Source organism: candidate division KSB1 bacterium, assembly GCA_034506395.1.
Taxonomy (GTDB): domain Bacteria; phylum Zhuqueibacterota; class Zhuqueibacteria; order Thermofontimicrobiales; family Thermofontimicrobiaceae; genus Thermofontimicrobium.
In genome coordinates this window covers 1-21,748 of the sequence record JAPDPQ010000025.1, presented here as the reverse complement: position 1 = coordinate 21,748, position 21,748 = coordinate 1, and the positions used below count along the sequence as shown (strand labels likewise).

General features: G+C 42.4%; 14 protein-coding genes and 4 tRNA genes. 17 read left to right on the top strand and 1 reads right to left on the bottom strand.

What is annotated here, in order from left to right; translation table 11 throughout:
• The first annotated feature begins 26 nt into the window (after positions 1–26).
• The 3 genes from ONB37_14705 to ONB37_14695 all read left to right on the top strand — a co-directional run bounded on the left by ONB37_14705 (position 27) and on the right by ONB37_14695 (position 10,529).
• On the top strand, positions 27–8,432 hold the full coding sequence (locus tag ONB37_14705) for a choice-of-anchor D domain-containing protein (protein ID MDZ7401405.1): 8,406 nt from the start codon (positions 27–29) through the stop codon (positions 8,430–8,432).
• Positions 8,433–8,450: 18 nt separating this feature from the next.
• A complete protein-coding gene (locus ONB37_14700; GenBank protein ID MDZ7401404.1) occupies positions 8,451–9,563 on the top strand; it encodes a hypothetical protein in 1,113 nt (370 codons plus the stop codon).
• A gap of 267 nt (positions 9,564–9,830) precedes the next feature.
• Positions 9,831–10,529: a CsgG/HfaB family protein gene (locus ONB37_14695; GenBank protein MDZ7401403.1), complete on the top strand. Its 699-nt coding sequence runs from the start codon at positions 9,831–9,833 to the stop codon at positions 10,527–10,529.
• Positions 10,530–10,706: 177 nt separating this feature from the next.
• On the opposite strand, the gene ONB37_14690 is transcribed toward ONB37_14695, so the two are convergent.
• Positions 10,707–10,928 (bottom strand): hypothetical protein, encoded by a 222-nt coding sequence (locus tag ONB37_14690; GenBank protein ID MDZ7401402.1) that lies wholly within the window; start codon positions 10,926–10,928, stop codon positions 10,707–10,709.
• Between the two features lie 414 nt (positions 10,929–11,342).
• Between ONB37_14690 and ONB37_14685 the strand changes: the two genes are divergently transcribed.
• The 14 genes from ONB37_14685 to ONB37_14620 all read left to right on the top strand — a co-directional run.
• Positions 11,343–11,414, top strand: a tRNA-Gly gene (locus ONB37_14685).
• 9 nt (positions 11,415–11,423) lie between these two features.
• Positions 11,424–11,496 (top strand) — tRNA-Cys (locus ONB37_14680).
• A gap of 18 nt (positions 11,497–11,514) precedes the next feature.
• Positions 11,515–11,601 (top strand) — tRNA-Leu (locus ONB37_14675).
• 77 nt (positions 11,602–11,678) lie between these two features.
• Positions 11,679–11,752 (top strand) — tRNA-Val (locus tag ONB37_14670).
• Positions 11,753–11,862: 110 nt separating this feature from the next.
• Positions 11,863–13,788, top strand: coding sequence for a threonine--tRNA ligase (gene thrS, locus ONB37_14665; GenBank protein ID MDZ7401401.1), 1,926 nt, complete (start codon positions 11,863–11,865; stop codon positions 13,786–13,788).
• Positions 13,789–13,835: 47 nt separating this feature from the next.
• On the top strand, positions 13,836–14,345 hold the full coding sequence (gene infC / locus ONB37_14660) for a translation initiation factor IF-3 (protein MDZ7401400.1): 510 nt from the start codon (positions 13,836–13,838) through the stop codon (positions 14,343–14,345).
• A 14-nt stretch (positions 14,346–14,359) separates the two neighbouring features.
• Positions 14,360–14,554, top strand: coding sequence for a 50S ribosomal protein L35 (rpmI, locus tag ONB37_14655; protein ID MDZ7401399.1), 195 nt, complete (start codon positions 14,360–14,362; stop codon positions 14,552–14,554).
• Between the two features lie 18 nt (positions 14,555–14,572).
• Positions 14,573–14,920 (top strand): 50S ribosomal protein L20, encoded by a 348-nt coding sequence (rplT, locus tag ONB37_14650; protein MDZ7401398.1) that lies wholly within the window; start codon positions 14,573–14,575, stop codon positions 14,918–14,920.
• 29 nt (positions 14,921–14,949) lie between these two features.
• Entirely contained in the window at positions 14,950–15,957 is a 1,008-nt protein-coding gene (gene pheS, locus ONB37_14645) for a phenylalanine--tRNA ligase subunit alpha (GenBank protein ID MDZ7401397.1), read from the top strand.
• Positions 15,958–16,100: 143 nt separating this feature from the next.
• The gene (pheT, locus tag ONB37_14640; protein ID MDZ7401396.1) at positions 16,101–18,488 is read left to right on the top strand and encodes a phenylalanine--tRNA ligase subunit beta; all 2,388 of its coding nucleotides are present in this window, start codon (positions 16,101–16,103) and stop codon (positions 18,486–18,488) included.
• Between the two features lie 18 nt (positions 18,489–18,506).
• A complete protein-coding gene (locus ONB37_14635; protein MDZ7401395.1) occupies positions 18,507–18,779 on the top strand; it encodes a hypothetical protein in 273 nt (90 codons plus the stop codon).
• 79 nt (positions 18,780–18,858) lie between these two features.
• Entirely contained in the window at positions 18,859–19,173 is a 315-nt protein-coding gene (locus ONB37_14630) for a cell division protein ZapA (protein ID MDZ7401394.1), read from the top strand.
• A 291-nt stretch (positions 19,174–19,464) separates the two neighbouring features.
• Entirely contained in the window at positions 19,465–21,027 is a 1,563-nt protein-coding gene (rny, locus tag ONB37_14625; GenBank protein ID MDZ7401393.1) for a ribonuclease Y, read from the top strand.
• Between the two features lie 46 nt (positions 21,028–21,073).
• A partial coding sequence (locus tag ONB37_14620; GenBank protein ID MDZ7401392.1) for a TIGR00282 family metallophosphoesterase occupies positions 21,074–21,748 on the top strand: 675 nt, incomplete at its 3' end.

Below are 21,748 nucleotides of genomic sequence, written 5' to 3'. Positions count from 1 at the left end.
TGTTAAACTAATCGAACGAGGCAACTATGAAATCCTTTCGATTGCCAATTGCGCTCTACATCCTTGCGTTGACAGCGTTTTTAATAAATGCAAATGCATTCGCTGGTACCGTGTCCCGATTAAGCAATATTTTCCCATTGGATACCAGAGTGATCGATTACCCGCCAGTCGATGGCTGGCAACTGCTTACTGATAAAGGAGACACTTATCATGAGGACATGGTGATCGACAATTTCGGCAAGGTATGGTGCTTTTATTTTCGATCGAACGGCGCAGGACAACCTGTTTACTTGAAAATTTTTCAGCCAAACGGGTATGTCTATAAGCGCGAGCAGATTGTCGGCTTCGGGGCTTCCGAAAGCGATCCGAAATATCAGTCGATCCGAGCAGCATTGAACAGCCTGACCGGCGATGTTTGGGTTGCAATTCAGGGAAAACAAGGAGGCTATTTTGTCATTTTTGATTCGACTGGCACGGTAAAAAAGGATTCCACTGTGATCGACAAAGCAGCGTTTTTGCCGAAAATTACCGCTGGAAGAAACGGCAAAATGTGGATCTCCTGGCACAATCAGATTCAACCTAATGCGGATAGTCAAGGCAAATTGGCCCGTTATTCCACCACTGGCACCCGAGAGCTTGGCCCGAATAACATTGGTCAATATACTTATGTGTTTAATACCGACATTGCAGCGGATGATAGCGGTCGTGTCTGGGCCATCCTTGAAGTCAATCAAAGCAACAGCTATTCCACCAAAATGATGATTTTCAATGAAAACTTGTCCACTTACAAAGAAGGAATTACGATTGCCGATCATGCCGTACCAGTCAGTCTCCAGCGGCAGCTCTATTCAGATCCAGTGAATCAGCGGATGTGGATCTTGGAGAAAAATGTTGATGTTGACCAGCAAAAGCTCCATCAATACCTCTTCAGCGGAACAAGAGTCGCGACTATCGAAACCGTCGGCAATTGCAGCTTTATCAGAAATGAGAGAAATTACCTCGAAGTTATAAAGTTCAATCCTCAGAATGCCCAGAACAAAACTTACGACGTCTATCTCTATTATCCTACCACTGGTGGACTATATACCAGCAAGGTGAAATTTGATAGCACGTATCAATTCGTGCAAAATTGTGTTGCTTTTAATAGAAATTATCCAACGTTGAAGGCCTATGTAGTGCAGTTGAAATCGAATCTCACCAAGGTCAAATTTGAATCAGTTTCTCCCGGCCAGCCGCAGATCGCAGCAAAATCGGTGAACTTTGATACCACAAAAATCATCCCAAATTACTCGAAGCTTCGCGTCATGCGGGTCGAAAACAAGGGCGATGAAATCCTCCGAGTTTTTAAAGTCATTCCACATGATCCAGATTTTAGCGTCAGCGACACTACTTTTACAATTCTGCCCAGTCAATATCGCGATATCAATGTCGTTTTCAAGCCGACTAGAGAAGACACTATTGTAGATTATATCTTATTTTTGAGCAATGATCCGAAAAATGATTCATTGAAAGTTACAGTTAGTGGCCGTGGATATCGACCGACCATCCCAATTATCACCGTTGATGAAGATACTTTGCAATTTGAGCAAGTGGTGATTGGCAATAGCCAAATCAAATACATTTACGTTTACAACGATGATCGTTATGAACCGCTTAAGATCTCAAGGATCAAATCGTCCAATTCCCAATTTACCACCACAGATTCGTTAGGATTTGTGCTAAACCCGAAAAAAGGCAAATATGTGGGTGTGACATTTCGCCCAATTGTTGTCGGGGATATTGAGGGTTTTTTGACGATTCAAAGCAATGATACGCTTCGCCCCAATCTTCGGATCGTGTTACGAGGGAAAGGCATCCGCTATGGAACCCCTCGAATCGCCGTTACGCCAGATACGCTAAAATTCGGCGCTGTGGCCTTGGGCTCTCAAAAATCGATTTATTTGGCGATCGATAACACTGGAGATAATAACCTTGAGATTTATAACATTACTGCCGCAGACAGTCAATATCGCGCCAATATGACTCGTTTCATCATTCCGCCCCGTGGCCGCGCCTATGTTTTAATAACATACTATGCTCAAAGACTTGGCAGCGCAAATACGCAATTGGATATCAATAGCTCTGATCTGTCGATTCCGGATTACTTTATTCCAATATTTGGCTCTTGTCGCAAAGCAGCTCCACCTGAAATTTCAATTTCAGCAGACACGTTGAAATTTGGCACCGTTGCGATCGGGGCTTCGAAAACCGCCTATTTCAATGTCAGCAATAGGGGAGAGGAGTCACTTTACGTGCGCGGAATTAAATCCAGCGATCCTCGTTATGCTGCATATCCCAGTTCAGTCACAATTCAGCCTGGTTATACGTCCAGCATAGCGGTGACCTTTACGCCCAATGCTGTTGGAACTATTAAAGGCCACTTGATGATTGTTAGCAACGATGTGCAACGGGATACCTTGTTCGTCTATCTCACTGGATCTGGTCGTGAATTGACAAATCCGAAAATGGAGCTAAGTGTCCAACGAATCGATTTCGGTCAGGTAGCAACGAATCAGAGCCTTACCAAGACTTTTACGATCTCCAATTCTGGGGAAAAAACACTGGAGATCAGCAAACTGAGTATCAAAGAGACAAATTCTCCCTATTCGGTTACTCCGAATGTGCTCAGCGTGCCGTACGGTCAATATCGAACTGTGTCGGTTACTTTTACTCCAAAACAAATCGGGTTATTTTCTGGGACGGTCACCATTACGACTAACGAGCCTGGCAATCGAGAGATTCCGCTTTCGGGAACGGGTCGTGATCCGTTACCGCAAAATATCGCTGTGAGCCAGACACAGGTGTCATTCGATAGTGTCGCGCTCAATCAAAGTTCCAGCAGGTATATCTGGGTGAAAAATACTGGAGAGCGGGCGCTGAACGTTCAAAGTATCGTCACTACCGATTCGAGTTTCATTCCCAATACCAGCGCTTTTACTTTACCGCCTGGAAACACACGCTATATCCTGATCACTTTCACGCCCAAAGAGCGGAAGACCTATCAGGCAACACTTCGAATTCAAAGTGATGATCCCGATAATCAGAACCAGAATATCGCTTTATCAGGCTATGGCCGGTTGCTCCGAAATCAGAATATTGTTCTTTCGGCGGCTTCGCTTTCATTCGGAGAAGTCCCAGTAACGCAGCAGCGAAGTTATCCGTTAACCATTTCCAATACCGGTGAAAAAGATTTAACTGTTACAAATGTTTCCACTCGGACGACAAATTTTGCTGTCAACACTAGCGCCCTTGTAGTTGGGCCTCAATCCTACCAAACAATCTATGTGACATTTACGCCGAAAGAGGTTAGAAACTATAGTGATACCCTGACCATTGCCAATAATGACCCGGAGACGCCGATTGTTCGAGTTCTATTGCAAGGAGTTGGCCGGACACTTCGAGATCAGCAGCTCGCTGTGCAACCGAATCAGCTCAATTTCGGATCTGTGGGAGCTGGATTGGCTGGGTACCAAAACCTCCAGATTCGCAATGATGGAGAGATGATTCTGAAAATCGATAATATCAAAAGCAGCAGCGATAATTTTTCATTCGATTTCAAGCAACCCATTGAGATTTCACCCAGCAATGCGATTTGGCTGGTGGTCACATTTCGTCCTGATAGCATCGGAAAATTTGAGGCCGATCTGACGATTTACAGCAATGATCCGCTTCATAATGCCCTAAAGATCCCAATGCTTGGCGAAGGTCGGGAGCTTCTGCCGCCGAATATTAGCATTTATCCCAATCAATTTGATTTTGGCTCAGTGGCGCTTGGCCGCAATAAAACCGCTCAATTCTCCATCAGCAATCAAGGAGAAAAGGAATTGATCATTAACAGCATCGTTCCAAATAATGATCAATTTACCGCAGATAAGCACCATCTGACCATTGCGCCATGGGCAAATCAATTGGTGAACCTCACGTTTCAGCCTAAGGTTCTAGGCAAAATTGAAGCTGAGCTCATTGTCACCAGCAATGATCCGGATTCTAGCGTGATGCGTCTACCGCTCAGCGGAACTGGCAGAACTTTGCTTGCACCGCAACTGGCGTATTCTCCAAAGGAGCTCAATTTTGGTCAAGTAGAACTTGGCCAAAAACTCACGAATTACCTGACTGTTCAAAATTTGGGTGATTTGCCGCTTAAATTGATCGCCATTCAAAGCCGCGATCCTCATTTTGTGGTCAGCCAGGATTCATTGCTTTTAGAAGGCGGACAGAGTCATCAATTAGCCATTCAATTTACACCCACAGATACAGTTGAAATTCGATCGACCTTGGAAATAAAGAGCAATGATCCAAGCAATTATTTGATCTATGTTCCAGTGACTGGGAAGGGAAAGGGGAGAACTCAACAAATTATTGTTTCACCAGAACCAGTCGATTTTAAACAAGTGCTGATCCGTTCTACGGCAACGGCATATCTTTGGGTGGCCAATTTAGGGCAAAGGCCGCTCACGATTTCAAATATTGAATCGAACAATAAGCATTTTAAGCCCCAACTGACAAACTTTTTGCTGGAATATAATAGCAGCAGACAGGTTCCAATTACCTTCACACCAGACTCAATAAAAACTTTTAAAGCAAAACTGACGATTCTCAGTGACGATCCTGTTTTACCAAGCAAGGTTGTGGATTTAATCGGAACAGGAAGAGATTCTATCGACCAGCAGATCACGATTTTCCCAGATAGTTTAAATTTCGACAAGGTTGCGTTGCGAACGACGAAGGCCCTGGTGTTGACCATAAACAATATTGGAGAAAAATATCTAAAAATCACCAGCGTTACGGCCAAAGATCCATCGTTTAAACCGAATCTCACCAGTCTTCAGGTTGCACCCAAAAGCTCGGGCTCGATCATCATTTCGTTTACGCCTACAACAGCGAAAATCTATCGCGATACGCTGAAAATCGTCAGTAATGATCCAAAACGAGCGACGCTATTGGTGAAGCTTTCAGGCACTGGAAGAGAGCCAACTCAGCAGCAATTAGTTTTGCCGGATACTCTGCTGAATTTTGGTACGGTCCCAACTGATCGGTCTAAGTCTTTGCTCCTGACAATTCGAAATTCTGGGGAACAAAACCTTGAGATCATCCAACTTGCCACCAGTGACGCTCAATTTTCAGTCAAAGATAATTTGCTGATGATTGGAGCGGGGCAGAGCGCACAATTGTTGGTCAGTTTTTCGCCTACGAAAGCAGGATCCTTTACCGCATATCTGAACATCAAGAGCAACGATCCCAAGAAGCCTGATGCCCGGGTAAGACTCATTGGCAATGGTGTAGTTTACACTGGGGCGAAGGTGGCCGTTTCGCCGCAATCACTCAATTTCGGTGAGCTTTTGATCGGCGCGGTCAAAAGGCTGCCGCTGTGGATTTATAACGAATCCACCACCGCTGATCTTAAGATCGATTCAATTTCCATCAACAACCAGGCATTTCGTATTTCGAAAAAGAGCGCAACCATTAAAGCGGGAAGTAATCTGCCGCTTCAGGTGGAATTCCAACCGCTTTTCCAAGGGAATCAATATGGACAGGCCACAATCTACACCAACGATCAATATCAAAAGCTGATTCAAGTGTCGCTGTTTGGAATTGGTATAGCGGAAAAAGTTGGGCAAAATGTACTCGCTCAGCTCGGTTGGAAAATTGATGGCTATACACCTGTGGGTGATTTTTTCAGTCCTGCGCCGCATACAGATAGCTTGCTCAGCGATGCACCAGATCGTGCCTGGTTCATCAAAGATATTATGCTCAGCAAGCTGCCAACCACCAGTTATGTCAACATTTGTTTCGATGATTACATCCAGTTGTACATTAATGGTGCCCTCGTGCTCATCGAAAATTCCACTCAACCCATTCGCTGGAATATCGCGAATCGGGATATTAAGCAATTCTTGCGCTTGGGAAGAAACCGAATTTCTGTTCTTGTCTGGAACAAGCAACCAGGATTAGGCGCTTTTGATTGCGAGTTAATCGTTGATAATGAACCTAAGATTAGGAGAGGCGATCAAAACTGGACTCATGCCGATGCGACTTGGTGGTATTATGGAGCGATGGGAAAGGAATATCCGACACCGCCGCCCGATTCGCCCTACGATCGGCTCTGGTTTCATAGCGATTACGGAATTGCTGGCAGCGACACGTTAGAAGCGCAATGGGTATTTGAACCAACTGGGAGTGATACGCTCTATGATAATTCGCCCTATGGTAAAAAGGCTATTTTGCACAATGTAAAATGGGTGCAGGGCGTCATCGGCCAGGCAATGCAATTTGCGGGTTCGAAAGATTCCTATGCTGAACTTTATGCCAATATCAACAAAATCCCCCAATTTATTGAGCTCTGGGTCAATTGCTACGGGGCTAAACAGCATATTCAGAATATCATCACCAATAAGGGGACTGCCGAATATGGCCAAGGCTTATTCATCTCAAAAAATATGAAGTTGGGGGTTTATTATTACAACGGCATTTTAGAAACCAAATTCACAATCAACCCTGGAACCTGGTATTATGTTTCTACATTTTATCGTTGGGATAAGGTGTGGGTCTACGTAAATAATGTATTGGTCGATTCTATCAGCTATACTCAGGGCATTCCAGTAGGTAGCAACATTTGTTATCTCGGAGGAAACCCAGTAGACACTGATTCGGTAACGGCATTTTATGGTGCGATCGATGAACTTAAAATCAGAGCGACCGATACCATGCCAACACTGATGCCGGCCGTAGCACAAATGACCCCATCTGTCCCAGATTCCTCAGCGAAAGGGACTAAGGTTCAACTGAAATTTGACATTTATCCAGCCCCATATAAGATCCTCACAGGGATATTTGAATATGCATTCGGCGGAAGCGAGAATTATCGTCGAAAAACACTGAGTTTTAGAGATTCCACCTTTACATCCGCCTTGCAATTGGCAATACCAGCAGATTCTGCAACGATCCGTGGATTGAAATATCGGGTTTCGATTCAAACTAATTATGGCGAGGTGAAATATCCTTCTGAAAACCAATCGTATTCATGGATTACAGTCAAAACAGAACGAGAAAGCTCCAATGTTGTTTTGCCGAGAAGAATCCATCGCATGATTTCCGTTCCTTATGAGCTTGATGACCCATCGGTCGAAGCAGTTTTAGCAGATAATTTCGGTCAAGTCAATCCCTATCAATGGCGTTTGTTCGATTGGAGTCAAAAAGATACCAGTTACGTGGCTTATGGCGATTCAACTTGGCAGAACCGCGGGGCCTTTTCAAGAGGTAAAGCGTTCTGGCTGATCACAAGCCAGCAGAGATCTTATGATGCTGGCGCTGGAAGATCTCCCGGCAACGAAAACTATCGCATTGTGTTGAATCCTGGTTGGAATATGATTGGCAATCCATTCCCGTATCCTGTCAGATGGTCAGATATTCAAAAGACATCCGAACTGATCTCATCGCCAATTTATCGTTCAACGATCGACTCAATTGGTTGGATTTATTCAACCCAGGTTATCCAGCCTTGGGAGGGCTACTTTGTATGGAACGGAGATAATGTGAGTCGCAGCCTCATTGTTCCTCCAAAAGAAGCGCCGCGAGGCTCATTAAGTAAGCCAAAATCTGCCGCTGTGGATTATCTTGAGAAATATTCTGATCTGGCTGTCCTGATATCCGCTACCGTTCGTTGCGGACAGTTCATCGATAATGATAATCTCTGTGGTTTAGCCGAAACAGCGGACAATGAGTTTGATCCTTGTGATTTAATGGAAGCGCCGGCGATCGGAGATTACGTATCGCTATCGATCAACAACAAAAGCTGGAGCAATCACCCCGGTCGTTATGCGATCGATATTCGGAAACTGAATGATGACGGTTGTGCTTGGCCGCTTGAACTGGATTATTCTCTGGAAAGACCTGATCGTAATATGATCATTCGAATTGCTGCAGTAACTGAATTGCCCCCCGGTTGGCGGATGTTTTTATTCGATGAGAGCCAGGACGTCGCTATCGACCTCCAAAGCAATTCAACGATCGTGCTCAACCCGATTGCTGGAAAGAACGTCAGCGTCTATTACAAGCTGGTGATCGGCACTGAGGCATTTCTGCGTAATAATTCAAATGACATTCCATTAGTTCCTCTGGAATTCGAATTATTCCAGAATTACCCGAACCCATTCAATGCAGCAACCACGATCTCGTTTAATCTGCCGAAACGGATGCACGTATCGTTGAAAATCTATAATATTCTCGGTCAATTGGTAAAGACTTTGCTCGATGAAGAAGTAAAGGGAGGAAATCATAAGATCATCTGGGATGCAACAAATGATCAAGGTCAAATGATCGCTACGGGAGTTTATATTATTCAATTGCGCTCTCAGCAGAATGTTGCAATCAAAAAACTCGTTGTTATCAAGTAACCAATAATGGAGAACACCATGAGAAAGTGGTTTAGATTAATAATTCTATTGCAAACCTTCTCAATGATGGTCAAGCCTGTATTTGCAGCGTCAGATGGAGGGATGTTGCGTACTGGGATTATTACGCAAGTTTGGGCTATCGAGAATATTGATGACCCCATTAAAGAAATTACCATTCCGATCGAAGTTGTATATCCGATCCGGCCAAATTTAACCATTCAAATTAACCATTCCCCGGCCTCATCACAGTTCGGAGGGATTAGAATGGCTGGTTTATCAGATACCTACATTCGATCAAATTATGCTCTACAGGAAAACCGTGCCATGCTGAGCCTAGGGATTGGGCTGCCCACTGGAAAAACTGAGCTCGATGATAAAGAGCGAAGCATAGCCAGCTTGCTCAGTTATAATGCCTTCAAGTTTCACACTCCTGTCTTTGGGCAAGGGCTTACCATTAGCGCAGGCGGAATGTACGCTTATCCGATAAATGACAAATTGACAGTTGGAGCGGGTGTAAACTATGTTTACCGAGGTCGCTATAAATATACCAAATATCTCAAAGATGCCTACGACCCTGGCGATCAAATTGGAGCTAATATCGGTTTCGATTACCTGATGCTTCCCATATTAAGGTCGAGCTTCGATGTAGTGATGAGCTATTACACTGCTGATAAATTGAGCAATACGAAAATGTACGTCTCTGGCCCCAAACTCGCTTTAAAACTTGGTCTTCAATATCAAGCTTCTTTCGGAAATTTATGGCTGCGCGCCTATTATAGCAGCAAATCAAAAAATCAGACTTGGAATGATCAAAGCCTAGTCTTAGAGCCTCAGGACAAAAATTATAATATCACCCTGCGCGAATTGGAAATTGGAGCAAAAATACCAGTTTTTGATCGACTCACTATTTTGATTAGCGGAGAGGGACGGTCCTATGTGGAGAACGAATTGAACCAGGGATGGGTGGACGTGTTTGGACCGAGCCTCGGGTATTTACTGCAAGTCAATGAGAGGCTGGGGATCAGCATGGAAACCAAATTTTTTTACGGGGACGGTGATTTTTATGGCATGAATCCGCTTCCGCATTTTTCAGGTTTTGAATTCTATCTAACCAGTCAATACAAGTTATAGCCATGCGCTCGCGTGAAAGATTACTTCGATTCTGTCAATCAGCTCATGAGCGATCGATTGGATTTGCCAGGATTGGCGATTGCAACTGGTTCAATCGAACTTTTCCTCCCATTTTTATGCTGGCATACTAAAAAAAATAAATTTCCAGAGAATTATCGCATCGAAGAAAGCGCGCTAAAGATTAGATTTTCGATTTGCACCATACTAGTTCTTTAATACTTTCTGCTCTTTATTCAAACTGAAAACCGTAATGGAGGGACAATTCAAATGAAAAAAATTTTTGCTCTATGTTTCATGGCTTTTCTTCTCAATTCAAGCTTCATCTTGCCCCAACAGGAAAATAAAACTATCGCGATACTAGATTTTTCTAACAACAGCATAGTCGAAAAAGAGAAATATTCAGCGCTCTCACAAGCCTTAGCCGAAATCATGATCACGGAATTGAGCAAAGTTCCAGACCTTCAACTCGTGGAGCGACAAAGAATGAATGCACTGTTACAGGAAATGCAGCTCTCGCAGAGCGGCGTTCTCTCTGAACAAGCTGGCATTCAAGTTGGCAAGCTATTAGGTGCTCATTACCTGGTTTTTGGAAGCTATATGGTCTCATTTGATCAAATGATCCGCGTTGACGTGAGAATAGTTGAAGTGGAGACAGGTATTACAATTAAAGCGGAAGAAATAACAGATAAGGTTGGACAACTATTTCATATTATCAAAAAGCTTAACGAAAAAATAGTAAAGGATTTGAATATTCGTCTATCAAAAGAGGCAAGAGCTGCCTGGCAGAACTCTGCTGTGTCATTTGATGTGATTTCGAGTTTTTCAACGGCATTAAAATTAGAAGAACAAAACAAATTTAAAGAAGCAAAACAGATCTATCAAACAATATTATCAAATAACCCAGCTTTTGAACCGGCCCGAAAACGTCTCAACGAGCTTTCAACTAAAAATAAAGATTTCGAATGATTAACCAGTTTCTTGTCCCTTATAGAAAAAAAATGGCACGAATCCAACTAATTGGGTTCGTACCTTTTTTCAAGTTTAGTTGCTTATTTGCAATATTATGATGTTACTGCAAACTGAAGAATTAAGCTTGGTACAGATGAAATTTATTGAAAGAGAAATACGCTTATGCAACTTGATTTATTTGGCGATAGCAGCATAACTAAGCTGTAATGAAGGCAAAATTGCACGGCTCAAAGTGCCGACGGTAATAAAGCTATAAAGATTTCGACCACAATTATTTTCGCACTTGAAGTTATTAAAAATTTGCTGTGGATCATCCTTTGGAGTGACCTGGTATCTTTTGACATTACCACAAGATTCACAGGTAATGATTAGTTCATTTACTCGAATATTTTGCATTGATTTTCTCCTTGATGCTGGATGACGAGATAATTTTTTTAAAGAAACAATGCAACAACTATACCGCCCAAATATCTATATATAGACCCATTTTTATTAAAAAGCTACTATATATAGGGTATGATGCGCTTTAGATTGTCTCAACATGAACGTAGATTGTCAGATTTTAATACAATTAATAAAATTTTAAGCAATATGATAAAATCGATTATAGCCTTTGTTTTGGTTGTCATAGCCTACATTCTCCAGCGCTATGCCCGAAACCGAAATGGTAGGATAAGATTTAGAAAACAGCGGATTTTAGAGCGGTTTCGGTCTCAAAATTGATGAGTAGAAAATGCGAGAAAATTTTCTATTCATAAAAAAAACTCTTGCATTATTTTTAATTTATTTGTATATTTGGGGCGACATTAAGCGGGAGTAGTTCAGTGGTAGAACACCACCTTGCCAAGGTGGGGGTCGCGAGTTCAACCCTCGTCTCCCGCTCAAGTTTAAGGCGGCGTAGCCAAGTGGCTAAGGCGGAGGTCTGCAAAACCTCTATGCATCGGTTCGACTCCGATCGCCGCCTCAGTGAAGCGAATTCCAAGCCGGGGTGGCGGAAATGGCAGACGCAAGGGACTTAAAATCCCTCGGATATTTTATATCCGTGCCGGTTCGACTCCGGCCCTCGGCACATCAGAGTGAAATAATTAGATGGAAAACAGGGAGCGGAGTCAAGAAACTAGTTGACACGCTTTTTTCATTTAAATTGGGCGATTAGCTCAGGTGGTTAGAGTACTTGCTTGACATGCAAGGGGTCACTGGTTCGAGTCCAGTATCGCCCACAAAAAGATTAAGTGAATATGCTGATGGCTTTGCTCTCGTTGCTATAAATGGTAGGTGGCGTTCATTTCCCGAGCCAAATGCCATGCGCTACTGAACAAGGTTGGTGAGGATGGATAGGGTTAAAATCACTTTTCAAGATGGCAGTGTCAAAGAATTTCAAAAAGGAATAACTCCACTTCAAATCCTTCAACAAAAAATAAATGATGCTGCGCTGAGTCAAAAAATAGTTGCCGCTCGATTTAATGAGAATTTGATCGACCTCAGTCGTCCGCTTCATCAGGATGGGTCATTGTCTTTCGTTAGTTATGACACTCCCGAAGGAATGGAGGTTTTTTGGCACAGTACCGCCCATATCATGGCCCATGCCATTAAGCTGCTCTATCCCGAAGCAAAATTTGGGTTCGGACCAGCTTTAGAAGATCGATTTTTTTATGATTTCGACATCGATCATTCGCTTGTGCCAGAAGATCTCGAAAAAATAGAACAGAAGATGAAAGAGATCGTTGCGGCCAATAATCCATTCATTCGGGAAGAGCTTTCTAAAGAAGAGGCGATCAAGCTTTTTAAGGAGCGAAACGAACCCTACAAAGTTGAACATATTCAGGAACTCAGCGATAGCACTAGCATTTATCGCGAGGGAGATTTTGTAGATCTTTGCTCAGGTCCCCATTTACCCAGCACAGGAATGGTGAAGCATTTCAAATTGCTAGCCATATCTGGTGCTTACTGGAAGGGCGATGAGCGTAATCCGATGCTTCAGCGCATCTACGGCGCTTCATTTCCCACCAAAGAACAATTGGATGCATTCCTCCATAAGATCGAAGAAGCGAAACGACGTGACCATCGTCGCTTGGGGCGAGAGTTGGACTTGTTCAGCATCAATGATGAGTGCGGTGCTGGGCTCATCCTTTGGCATCCCAAAGGGGCCCTCATCAGAAAAATCATTGAAGATTTTTGGAGAAATGAGCACTTAAAAGCTGGCTACGAATTGGTATTTACGCCTCATATCGCCAGACTAGATCTCTGGGGAAAAAGTGGTCATCTGGATTTTTTCGCCGAGAATATGTTTGCTCCCATCGAGATGGAGAATGTCAAATACCAATTGAAACCGATGAATTGCCCGTTTCATTTGTTGATCTACAAAAGTCAAAGCCGCAGCTATCGCGATCTACCAATTCGATGGGCTGAATTGGGAACGGTTTATCGATACGAGCGTTCTGGGGTGCTCCATGGGCTGATGCGCGTTCGGGGCTTCACTCAGGATGATGCCCACATCATCTGTCGCCCAGATCAACTTCAGGATGAGATAATTCGCTGTTTAAATTTTACAGTCTTTATCTTAAATACCTTTGGATTCACCAATTTTGAGATCTATCTCTCCACTCGTCCAGAAAAATTTGTTGGTGAGATCAAAAATTGGGAGCTGGCTACCGAAGCGCTCCGAATGGCTTTAGAGCAGAAACGATTAAGCTATAAGATCGATCCTGGTGAAGGCGTTTTTTATGGTCCCAAGATCGACATCAAGATCAAGGACGTTTTGGACCGGGCGTGGCAATGTACTACAATTCAAGTCGATTTCAATGAGCCGCAGCGATTTGATATCACTTATCGAGGAGTCGATGGTCAAGATCATCGTCCCATTATGATTCACCGAGCATTGATGGGATCGTTGGAGCGATTTTTTGGGACCCTTATCGAGCATTACGGTGGTGCGTTCCCAGTCTGGTTAGCTCCGATTCAGGTAATGATCCTGCCGATCACCGATGCGCATCATGAGTATGCTCGCCGCGTAGCAGATGCCCTGACCCAAAAATCCATCAGGGCAAAGATCGATGATCGCAATGAAAAAGTCGGATTTAAAATCCGAGAAGCTGAAGTCCAAAAGATCCCTTACATGGCAATCATTGGCGATAAAGAAAAGCAATCAGAAACTGTTGCAGTAAGAAAAAGAAAAATTGGCGATTTAGGACCAATGAAATTAGCTGCTTTTATTGATCAAGTCCTAAAAGAGATAGAAGAAAAAACTGTCCAATAAAACATCACTGAATAAAAATTGAATTAAACTTTTGGGGAGGGTCTGTTATCAAAAAAAAAGAAGTACGGGTCAACGAGCAAATCACCAGCCCTCAAGTTAGAGTAATCGGTGCAGATGGCAATCAAATTGGGATTTTAAAGATTGCTGAAGCGAACCGACTTGCCTTGGCCGCTGGCCTAGATCTTGTTGAAATCGTGCCGACTGCCGATCCACCGGTTTGCAAGATCATGGATTATGGCAAATATCGATACGAACAAAGCAAAAAAGAGAAGATTCAAAAACGGAAGCAACATACGATTCAGGTAAAAGAGATTCGATTAAGTCCCAAGATCGAGCAACACGACATTGATTTTAAAATAAAACATGCAAGGAAGTTCATCGAGCAAGGTGACAAAGTAAAATTCAATATCATTTTCAAAGGGAGACAAATCGCACATAAAGAGTTTGGCGAACAGCTCATTGCGCGTGTCACTCAGGAATTATCAGATGTTGCCAAACTGGAGGGTGAACCTCAATTTGAAGGTCGGAACATGGTCGTTTTTCTAATTAAGAAATAATTGGGGTAAATAGCATGCCAAAAATGAAAAGCAAACGAAGTGCAAAAAAAAGATATCAATTAACTGGATCAGGGAAGGTAAAGCGATTCCAAGCTTTTAAGAGCCATATCTTAACATCAAAGACCAGGAAACGAAAAAGAAATCTGAGAAAGCCACTTTTGGTTTCAAAGGCGGATCTAAAAAGAGTGAAGAGTTTAATTTTAGCGTGATAGAAAATCGGAGGGGATATGCCCAGATCAAAATATAGTGTACCTTCGCATCGTCGACGCAAAAAAATTTTGAAAGCTGCCAAGGGCTATTTTGGAGGAAAGCATCGCTTATTAAAGACCGCGAAAGAAGCAGTCGAGAAAGCGCTCCTATATTCTTATCGAGATCGAAGGAAGCGAAAAGGCCAATTTCGGAGTTTATGGATTACTCGTATTAATGCCGCTGTTCGAAAATTTGGTCTCAATTATTCGACTTTTATGAATGCATTGCGCAAAAAAGATATTCAACTGAATCGAAAAGTTTTGGCCGACATGGCCGTAAAAGACCCGAAATCATTCGAACTCTTAGTTCAGCAGCTTGAGGCATAGATCAACCAATGGCACAGGCTTTAAGCGACATAGAAAAGCAAGTTGACTTATTAAAGCAGCGATTTTTAGATAAAATCGAACAGGTCGCTGATGAACGACAATTAGAAGAGGTTCGGATATTATTTCTTGGCAGAAAGGGTGAACTGGCTTCGTATTTTAATCTAATGGGCAGCTTATCCCAGGACGATCGTCCAAAAGTGGGAAAAAAGCTGAACCTTTTGAAGAGTTATATTCAAGAAAGCATAGAGCAAAAAGCAAAGGAATTGACGCCACGAGGCAGATCAGTAGATTTTTTTGATGTAACCCTGCCAGGAGTGCCAGCAAAGATCGGGACCAAGCATCCAATTAATCAAGTTTTGGATGAAATAAAAAGTATCTTTATCAGTCTGGGATTTGTTGTGGAAACTGGGCCCGAGCTGGAAACAGATTACTATAATTTCGAAGCTTTAAACATCCCAGAAAATCACCCTTCACGGGATCTTCAAGATACATTCTATATTACAGATAAGCTTTTGCTTCGTACCCATACCTCACCAGTGCAAATTCGAACGATGGAACGAATGTCTCCGCCCGTTCGAATGATTGCACCGGGAAAATGCTATCGTAAGGACACACCGGATGCAACCCATTCCCCAGTTTTTCACCAAGTTGAAGGCCTTTGTGTGGATGTTGGTGTGACCTTCGCGGATCTGAAAGGGGTTATTAATGCTTTTGCAAAGCGATTGTTTGGCTCAGAAATGAAAATTCGATTTCGGCCCAGCTTTTTCCCGTTTACAGAGCCAAGTGCTGAATACGATTTCTCCTGTATCATCTGCGGCGGAAAAGGATGTAATGTCTGCAAAGGTACTGGCTGGTTGGAAATTTCTGGCGCTGGAATGGTAGATCCTGCCGTATTTCAATTCGTCAATTACGATAGCGAAAAATATACGGGCTATGCCTTTGGGATGGGCGTAGAGCGAATTGCCATGCTGAAATATGGAATAGATGACATCCGAACCTTCTTCGAAAATGACCTACGCTTTTTGAATCAATTTTAGTTTTCAGCTTTTCATCTTAAAAGCTTGTGAACTAAGCCTCAAAAATTTAATACCAATTAGCATTTCATGCTTCCGAAAAACTCGGAATAATTTAAGCAAACAATATCAGATATTGGATCCATTTTTTCTGGAGAGAATTTTCTTTGAAGGTAACCGTTGACTGGCTGAAACAATATGTCGATTTTTCTCTTCCTGCCCATGAAATCGCTCAACGATTGACCATGTTGGGGCTGGAGGTAGAAAGTGTCCAAGAGATCGACTATGAGTTTGAAAATGTGGTTGTGGGGAAAATTATTGATGTTCACCCGCATCCGCACAAATCGAATCTAAGCATCTGCAAGGTTGATGTCGGACGTGATTCATTAGCTCTGGTGTGTGGGGCCCCTAATGTCGTCCCTGGGCTCAACGTTCCAGTGGCTTTAGTGGGGGCAAAACTCCCAGGAAATATCATTGTTGAAGCCGCAAATATTCATGGTTATGATTCTCCTGGGATGATTTGCTCAGGAGCTGAGCTTGGCTTATCCCACCAAAGCGAAATCATCATGGAATTAGATGAAAATGCTGAGATAGGTCAGGATTTGAAAACCGTATTGGGCAGGGGGGAAGTCGTTATCGAAATTAATGTCACTCCCAATCGCCCCGATTGCCTCGGTGTCATTGGGATTGCCAGAGAAATAGCTGCGATCACTCGTTCCCAGCTTAGCAAGCCAGCGGTCGCTCTTCAAGAGGCACCCGAGATAAAAACCGCAGATTTTATTCATGTAAATATATTGAACCCAGAGAGCTGTCCGCGGTACGTAGCTCGTTACCTTGAACAGGTTAAGGTTGCTCCTTCTCCCTGGTGGCTCGTCAAAAAGCTTGAAGCGGTGGGACTACGATCCATCAACAATGTTGTTGACGTAACAAATTATGTCATGATGGAGACTGGCCAGCCCTTACATGCATTCGATTATGATCTATTAGAAGGGCAACAGATCATTGTCCGACATGCTCGTTCTGGGGAGCAATTTGTCACGCTGGATGGGAAAATCCATAGTTTGACATCAAATTCGTTACTCATCTGCGATGGCAAAAAGCCAGTCGCTTTGGCGGGAATTATGGGGGGATTGAATTCTGAAATTTCAGACTCTACCACACGCGTGTTGCTGGAGAGCGCCTATTTTGATCCAAGCAACATCCGCAAGACTTCGAAATTGTTGGGAATTTCCACAGACTCATCGCAGCGCTTCGAGCGAGGGGTCGATCCTGAAGGCCAAAGATATGCAATAGATCGAGCAGCTGATTTGCTTGCTCAATTAGCTGGTGCGAAAATCGCAGCGGGATGCGTTGATTGCTGCAATCACCCAATTCCCATGCGAAAGATAAAATTAAGGGTGGAAAGAATCAATCATCTCTTAGGGACATCGATCAGCAAAGAGCAGGCAATTGACATCCTTAGCAGATTAGAAATGAAATCAAGCGCCTCCAGCAATGTTCTCAATGTTGATGTTCCCTCCTTTAGAGTCGATATCGAACGAGAAGTCGATTTGATCGAAGAAATTGCCAGGGTTTATGGTTACGATCGCATCGAACCATCGAACTATTCTTTCATCTGCCTAACGCAACCTGAGAACAAACGCGAAAAATTTAATCAAATGCTACGCGATTTTTTGTTTGGTATGGGCTTTCAAGAAGTACTGACCCATAGTTTAATTCAGCAAAAATGGGCAGAAAAATTTTGTGATTTTCCTGCGATTCATCTGAGAAATCCGATTAATGAAGAGCTCGGTGTGCTAAGAACAAGCTTAATTCCTGGTTTAATTCAGGTGAGCAAATGGAACATGAATCGTTATCAAAACGATCTCATGCTATTTGAAATCGGAAACGTATTCTACTGGTCAGATCAGGAGAGCTTGCAATCGCAGGAATTACAAAAAATATCACTTTTGAGAACCGGTAATACAACGAGCAGTAATTGGCTCCAACAACCTAGAGCCTCAAGCTTTTATGATTTAAAAGGTGATGTTTTTTCGCTGCTGGAACGCCTGAAAATATCTAATTTTGAATATCAGCGATCAACGCGAAAATTTCTTGACAGCAGATCTGTTGATTTGATACTGCACGGCCGCATCTTTGGCTATATTGGCGCTCTATCTTCAGAGTTGCTAAAATTGGCTGATATTGAGAATGATCTATTTATCGCTGAATTGGATTATCAGGTGCTCTTTGAAAATTGCGTTTTTAATAATAAGTTTCAACCATTGCCGAAGTTTCCTGCGATAAAAAGAGACATTTCGATCGTTGTAGACGAGCATATGCCGGCAAATGAAATCGAAAAGATCATCTGGGAATTTGGTGGACAATTTTTAAAATCGGTTCAGCTGTTTGATCTTTATAAGGGAAAGCAGATACCAGATAATAAGAAAAGTCTCACATTCTCGCTAACCTTTTCTTCATCTGAGCGGACGCTAACCGAGAAGGAAGCGGACGCCGACCTTAAGCGCATTATTGAATCTCTGAATTTAAAGATCAATGCGCAATTACGAGCTTAACTATTCAGGATTTTTGTCATGGACTATGCCGAGCTGTCGAAACTCGAGGAAAACATTCGCCGCGCTATCGGGATAATTCACAAATTAGCGCGAGAGAATCAAAAATTAGTCCAAGAGAACCGAAACCTCATTGGACAAGTTCAACAAATGGAACTGATGATCAATGAACTGAAAAATCGAAGCGTGATCGAGGACAATAGTTCGCAACAGCTTTCGCATTACAAAGAAAAAGAGAGAAAAATTCGCCAAAAGATTCAACAAATGCTGGAGAAATTAGAGACAATCCGATAACCCAGATTGAATAAGTCCATTGATGATCCGAGCGGCACTTGTTTATTCATAGCTGAATCCAAAATACGAATTAGGCCAAATGAGTGATGAATATAACATAATCAAGGTCAATATTTACGGAACAGAATACCCAATCAAGGGAACAACAGATGTTGAGTATATAAAAAAAGTAGCTCACTATGTTGATAGCAAAATGAGGGAAGTCAGTCGGAATATCACTATTGACTCTTCCCTGAAAGTCTCAATTTTAGCAGCCTTGAACATAGCAGATGAGCTCTTTAAAGAGAGAGAAAAAACAACATCAGCGATTTCTGAAGCCGAATTTAATGAGAGAATAAAAAAATTAAATGCTGACCTGGATGAGTGTTTAAAGAACCTCTCAACTGAATCTTAGGTTGCAGGCCTGATTATCCCTGTTTTAAGTTATTTTTTGCATTCAGCCGCTCTGATCATCGGTGCTAGTTTTTTTCGCTTTATCGATGTGTCTCATGCGGAGAGAATGCATCTGCTTTCTAAAAAAATACTAAAAACAGGGTTTTTTTGTCGCTCCGATTGCAGCATTTCCATTTGATACCAAAGCAGGTGATAATTTCTTTTTAAAAGAACTTCTGGCTATCTTAAATAAAAAAATTAAAGATTGTTTCATAGCTATCGAAATCTTTCATGATGAAAAATTGGAGGCGTAATGGAAATATATTGGCTGATAATAGTTGGGATCGCAATAGCAATAGTTTCCTTCATCAGCGGATGGTTTTCAAATAAAAGGATTGGACAAGCAAAAATTGCTAATGCAGAGAAACTCGCTGAAAAAATAATTAAGGATGCTGAAAATACCGCAAACACGCTGAAGAAAGAAAAATTGTTAGAGGTAAAAGATGAGTGGTTAAAACTCAAACAGAATTTTGAAAACGAAACAAGGGCACGGCGCAATGAGCTTGCTAAGTTGGAAAAACAGCTTGCCAACCGCGAAATTAATATGGATCGAAAGGTTGATTTGCTGACCAATAAAGAGAAGAAGTTAGCTAATCTTGAGAGATCCTTAATTGAACGAGAGAGCAAAATTACCAAGCGCGAAGCTGAATTGGAAAAATTGATTCAAGAACAAACCGAGAAGCTGGAAAAGATATCGGGAATATCGAATGAAGAAGCGAAAAAAATATTAATGGAAAGTCTGATAACAAAAGCAAAGCAAGAAGCCGCTCAAATCATAAAAGATATTAAGGATCAAGCTCGACAAAATGCGACAAAAGAAGCTAAAGAGATAATAATCCAGGCAATTCAGCGTACTGCGGCAGATCATTCGGTTGAAACCACTGTTTCCGTTGTCAATCTCCCGAATGATGAAATGAAAGGGCGCATAATTGGACGTGAAGGTAGAAACATTCGTTCATTTGAAACTGCAACAGGCATCGAGGTGATTGTCGATGATACACCAGAAGCAGTGATATTATCGGGATTTGACCCGCTACGCCGAGAAATTGCCAGAATTTCGCTCGAGAAACTGATTGCAGATGGGAGAATCCATCCAGCGAGAATAGAGGAGGTAGTCGAAAAAACTAAAAAAGAAATGGAGGAGAAAATTGTAGAGATCGGAGAACAAGCTCTTTTAGAATGTGGCGTCCATAACGTCCATCCTGAATTGGTGAAGTTGTTGGGGAAGTTGAATTACCGAACCAGCTATGGACAGAATGTGCTGCAACACGCTAAAGAGGTTTCATTTCTCGCTGGGCTGATGGCAGCTGATCTCGGTCTTGATGCCTCCTTGGCAAAGCGAGCGGGACTGTTGCATGATATTGGAAAGGCGATCGACAAAACAACCGAAGGCACCCACACCGAAATCGGCGCTGAAATCGCAAAAAAATATAAAGAGCATCCTGTCGTAATCAATGCCATTGCATGCCATCATGAAGATGTTGAGCCGATTTCACCTATCAGCATATTGGTTCAAGCAGCAGATGCCATTTCTGGCTCGCGACCTGGCGCTCGAAGAGAAACCCTAGAAGGTTATGTAAAACGGCTTCAAAAATTAGAACAATTAGCAGAATCATTCAATGGCGTAGTAAAAACCTATGCGATACAAGCTGGTCGGGAAGTCAGAGTCATTGTCGAGCATGAACAAATTGATGATGCAATGGCAGATCAACTTGCTTCTGATATCGCAAGCAAAATCCAAGCTGAGATGGAATATCCTGGCCAGATAAAGGTAACAGTGATTAGAGAATATCGAGCGATCAATTATGCGAAATAAAAATGTTCAAATTTTTGTTTGATTTTAAGAAAATATTTTTTATATTATGCCCCAATTTCAAAACAAAAAAAATATAAAGATATTGTTTATTGCAGATATTATTGGGAACCCTGGCTTATCAATCATTAAAAGCACTGTAAAAAGCCTGAGAGATAAATATCAGATTGATTTTTGTATCGCCAATGGGGAGAATGGTGCTGCAGGAAAGGGGTTGACTGAAAATATCGCGCAACAATATTTCTCCAATGGCATTGATGTCATTACCACAGGAAACCATATTTTTGAACGATATGGTTTTCAGAAATTATTGAACACCAATCAGCATAGAATAATAAGACCGCTTAACTACCCTTTTGGTGCGAGCGGTAGAGGGTCTATCATTGCTGACATTGCACCAGGCATAAAGATCGGAGTGATCAATATTCAGGGCCGAACTTTCATGTATCCGATCGATTGTCCCTTTCGAACTGTTAAAGAAGAAATCCATAAAATTAGGCAAGTAACTCCGATCATTATCGTTGATTTCCACGCCGAAGCGACGGCTGAAAAAAGGGCGATGGGCTGGTATCTTGACGGAAAAGTAAGCGCAGTGATTGGGACCCATACCCATGTCCAGACATCAGATGAGACAATTCTTAATCATGGCACTGCGTACATCACGGATGTGGGGATGACTGGTCCGTATGATTCTGTTATTGGGATGAAAAAGGACATTGCAATT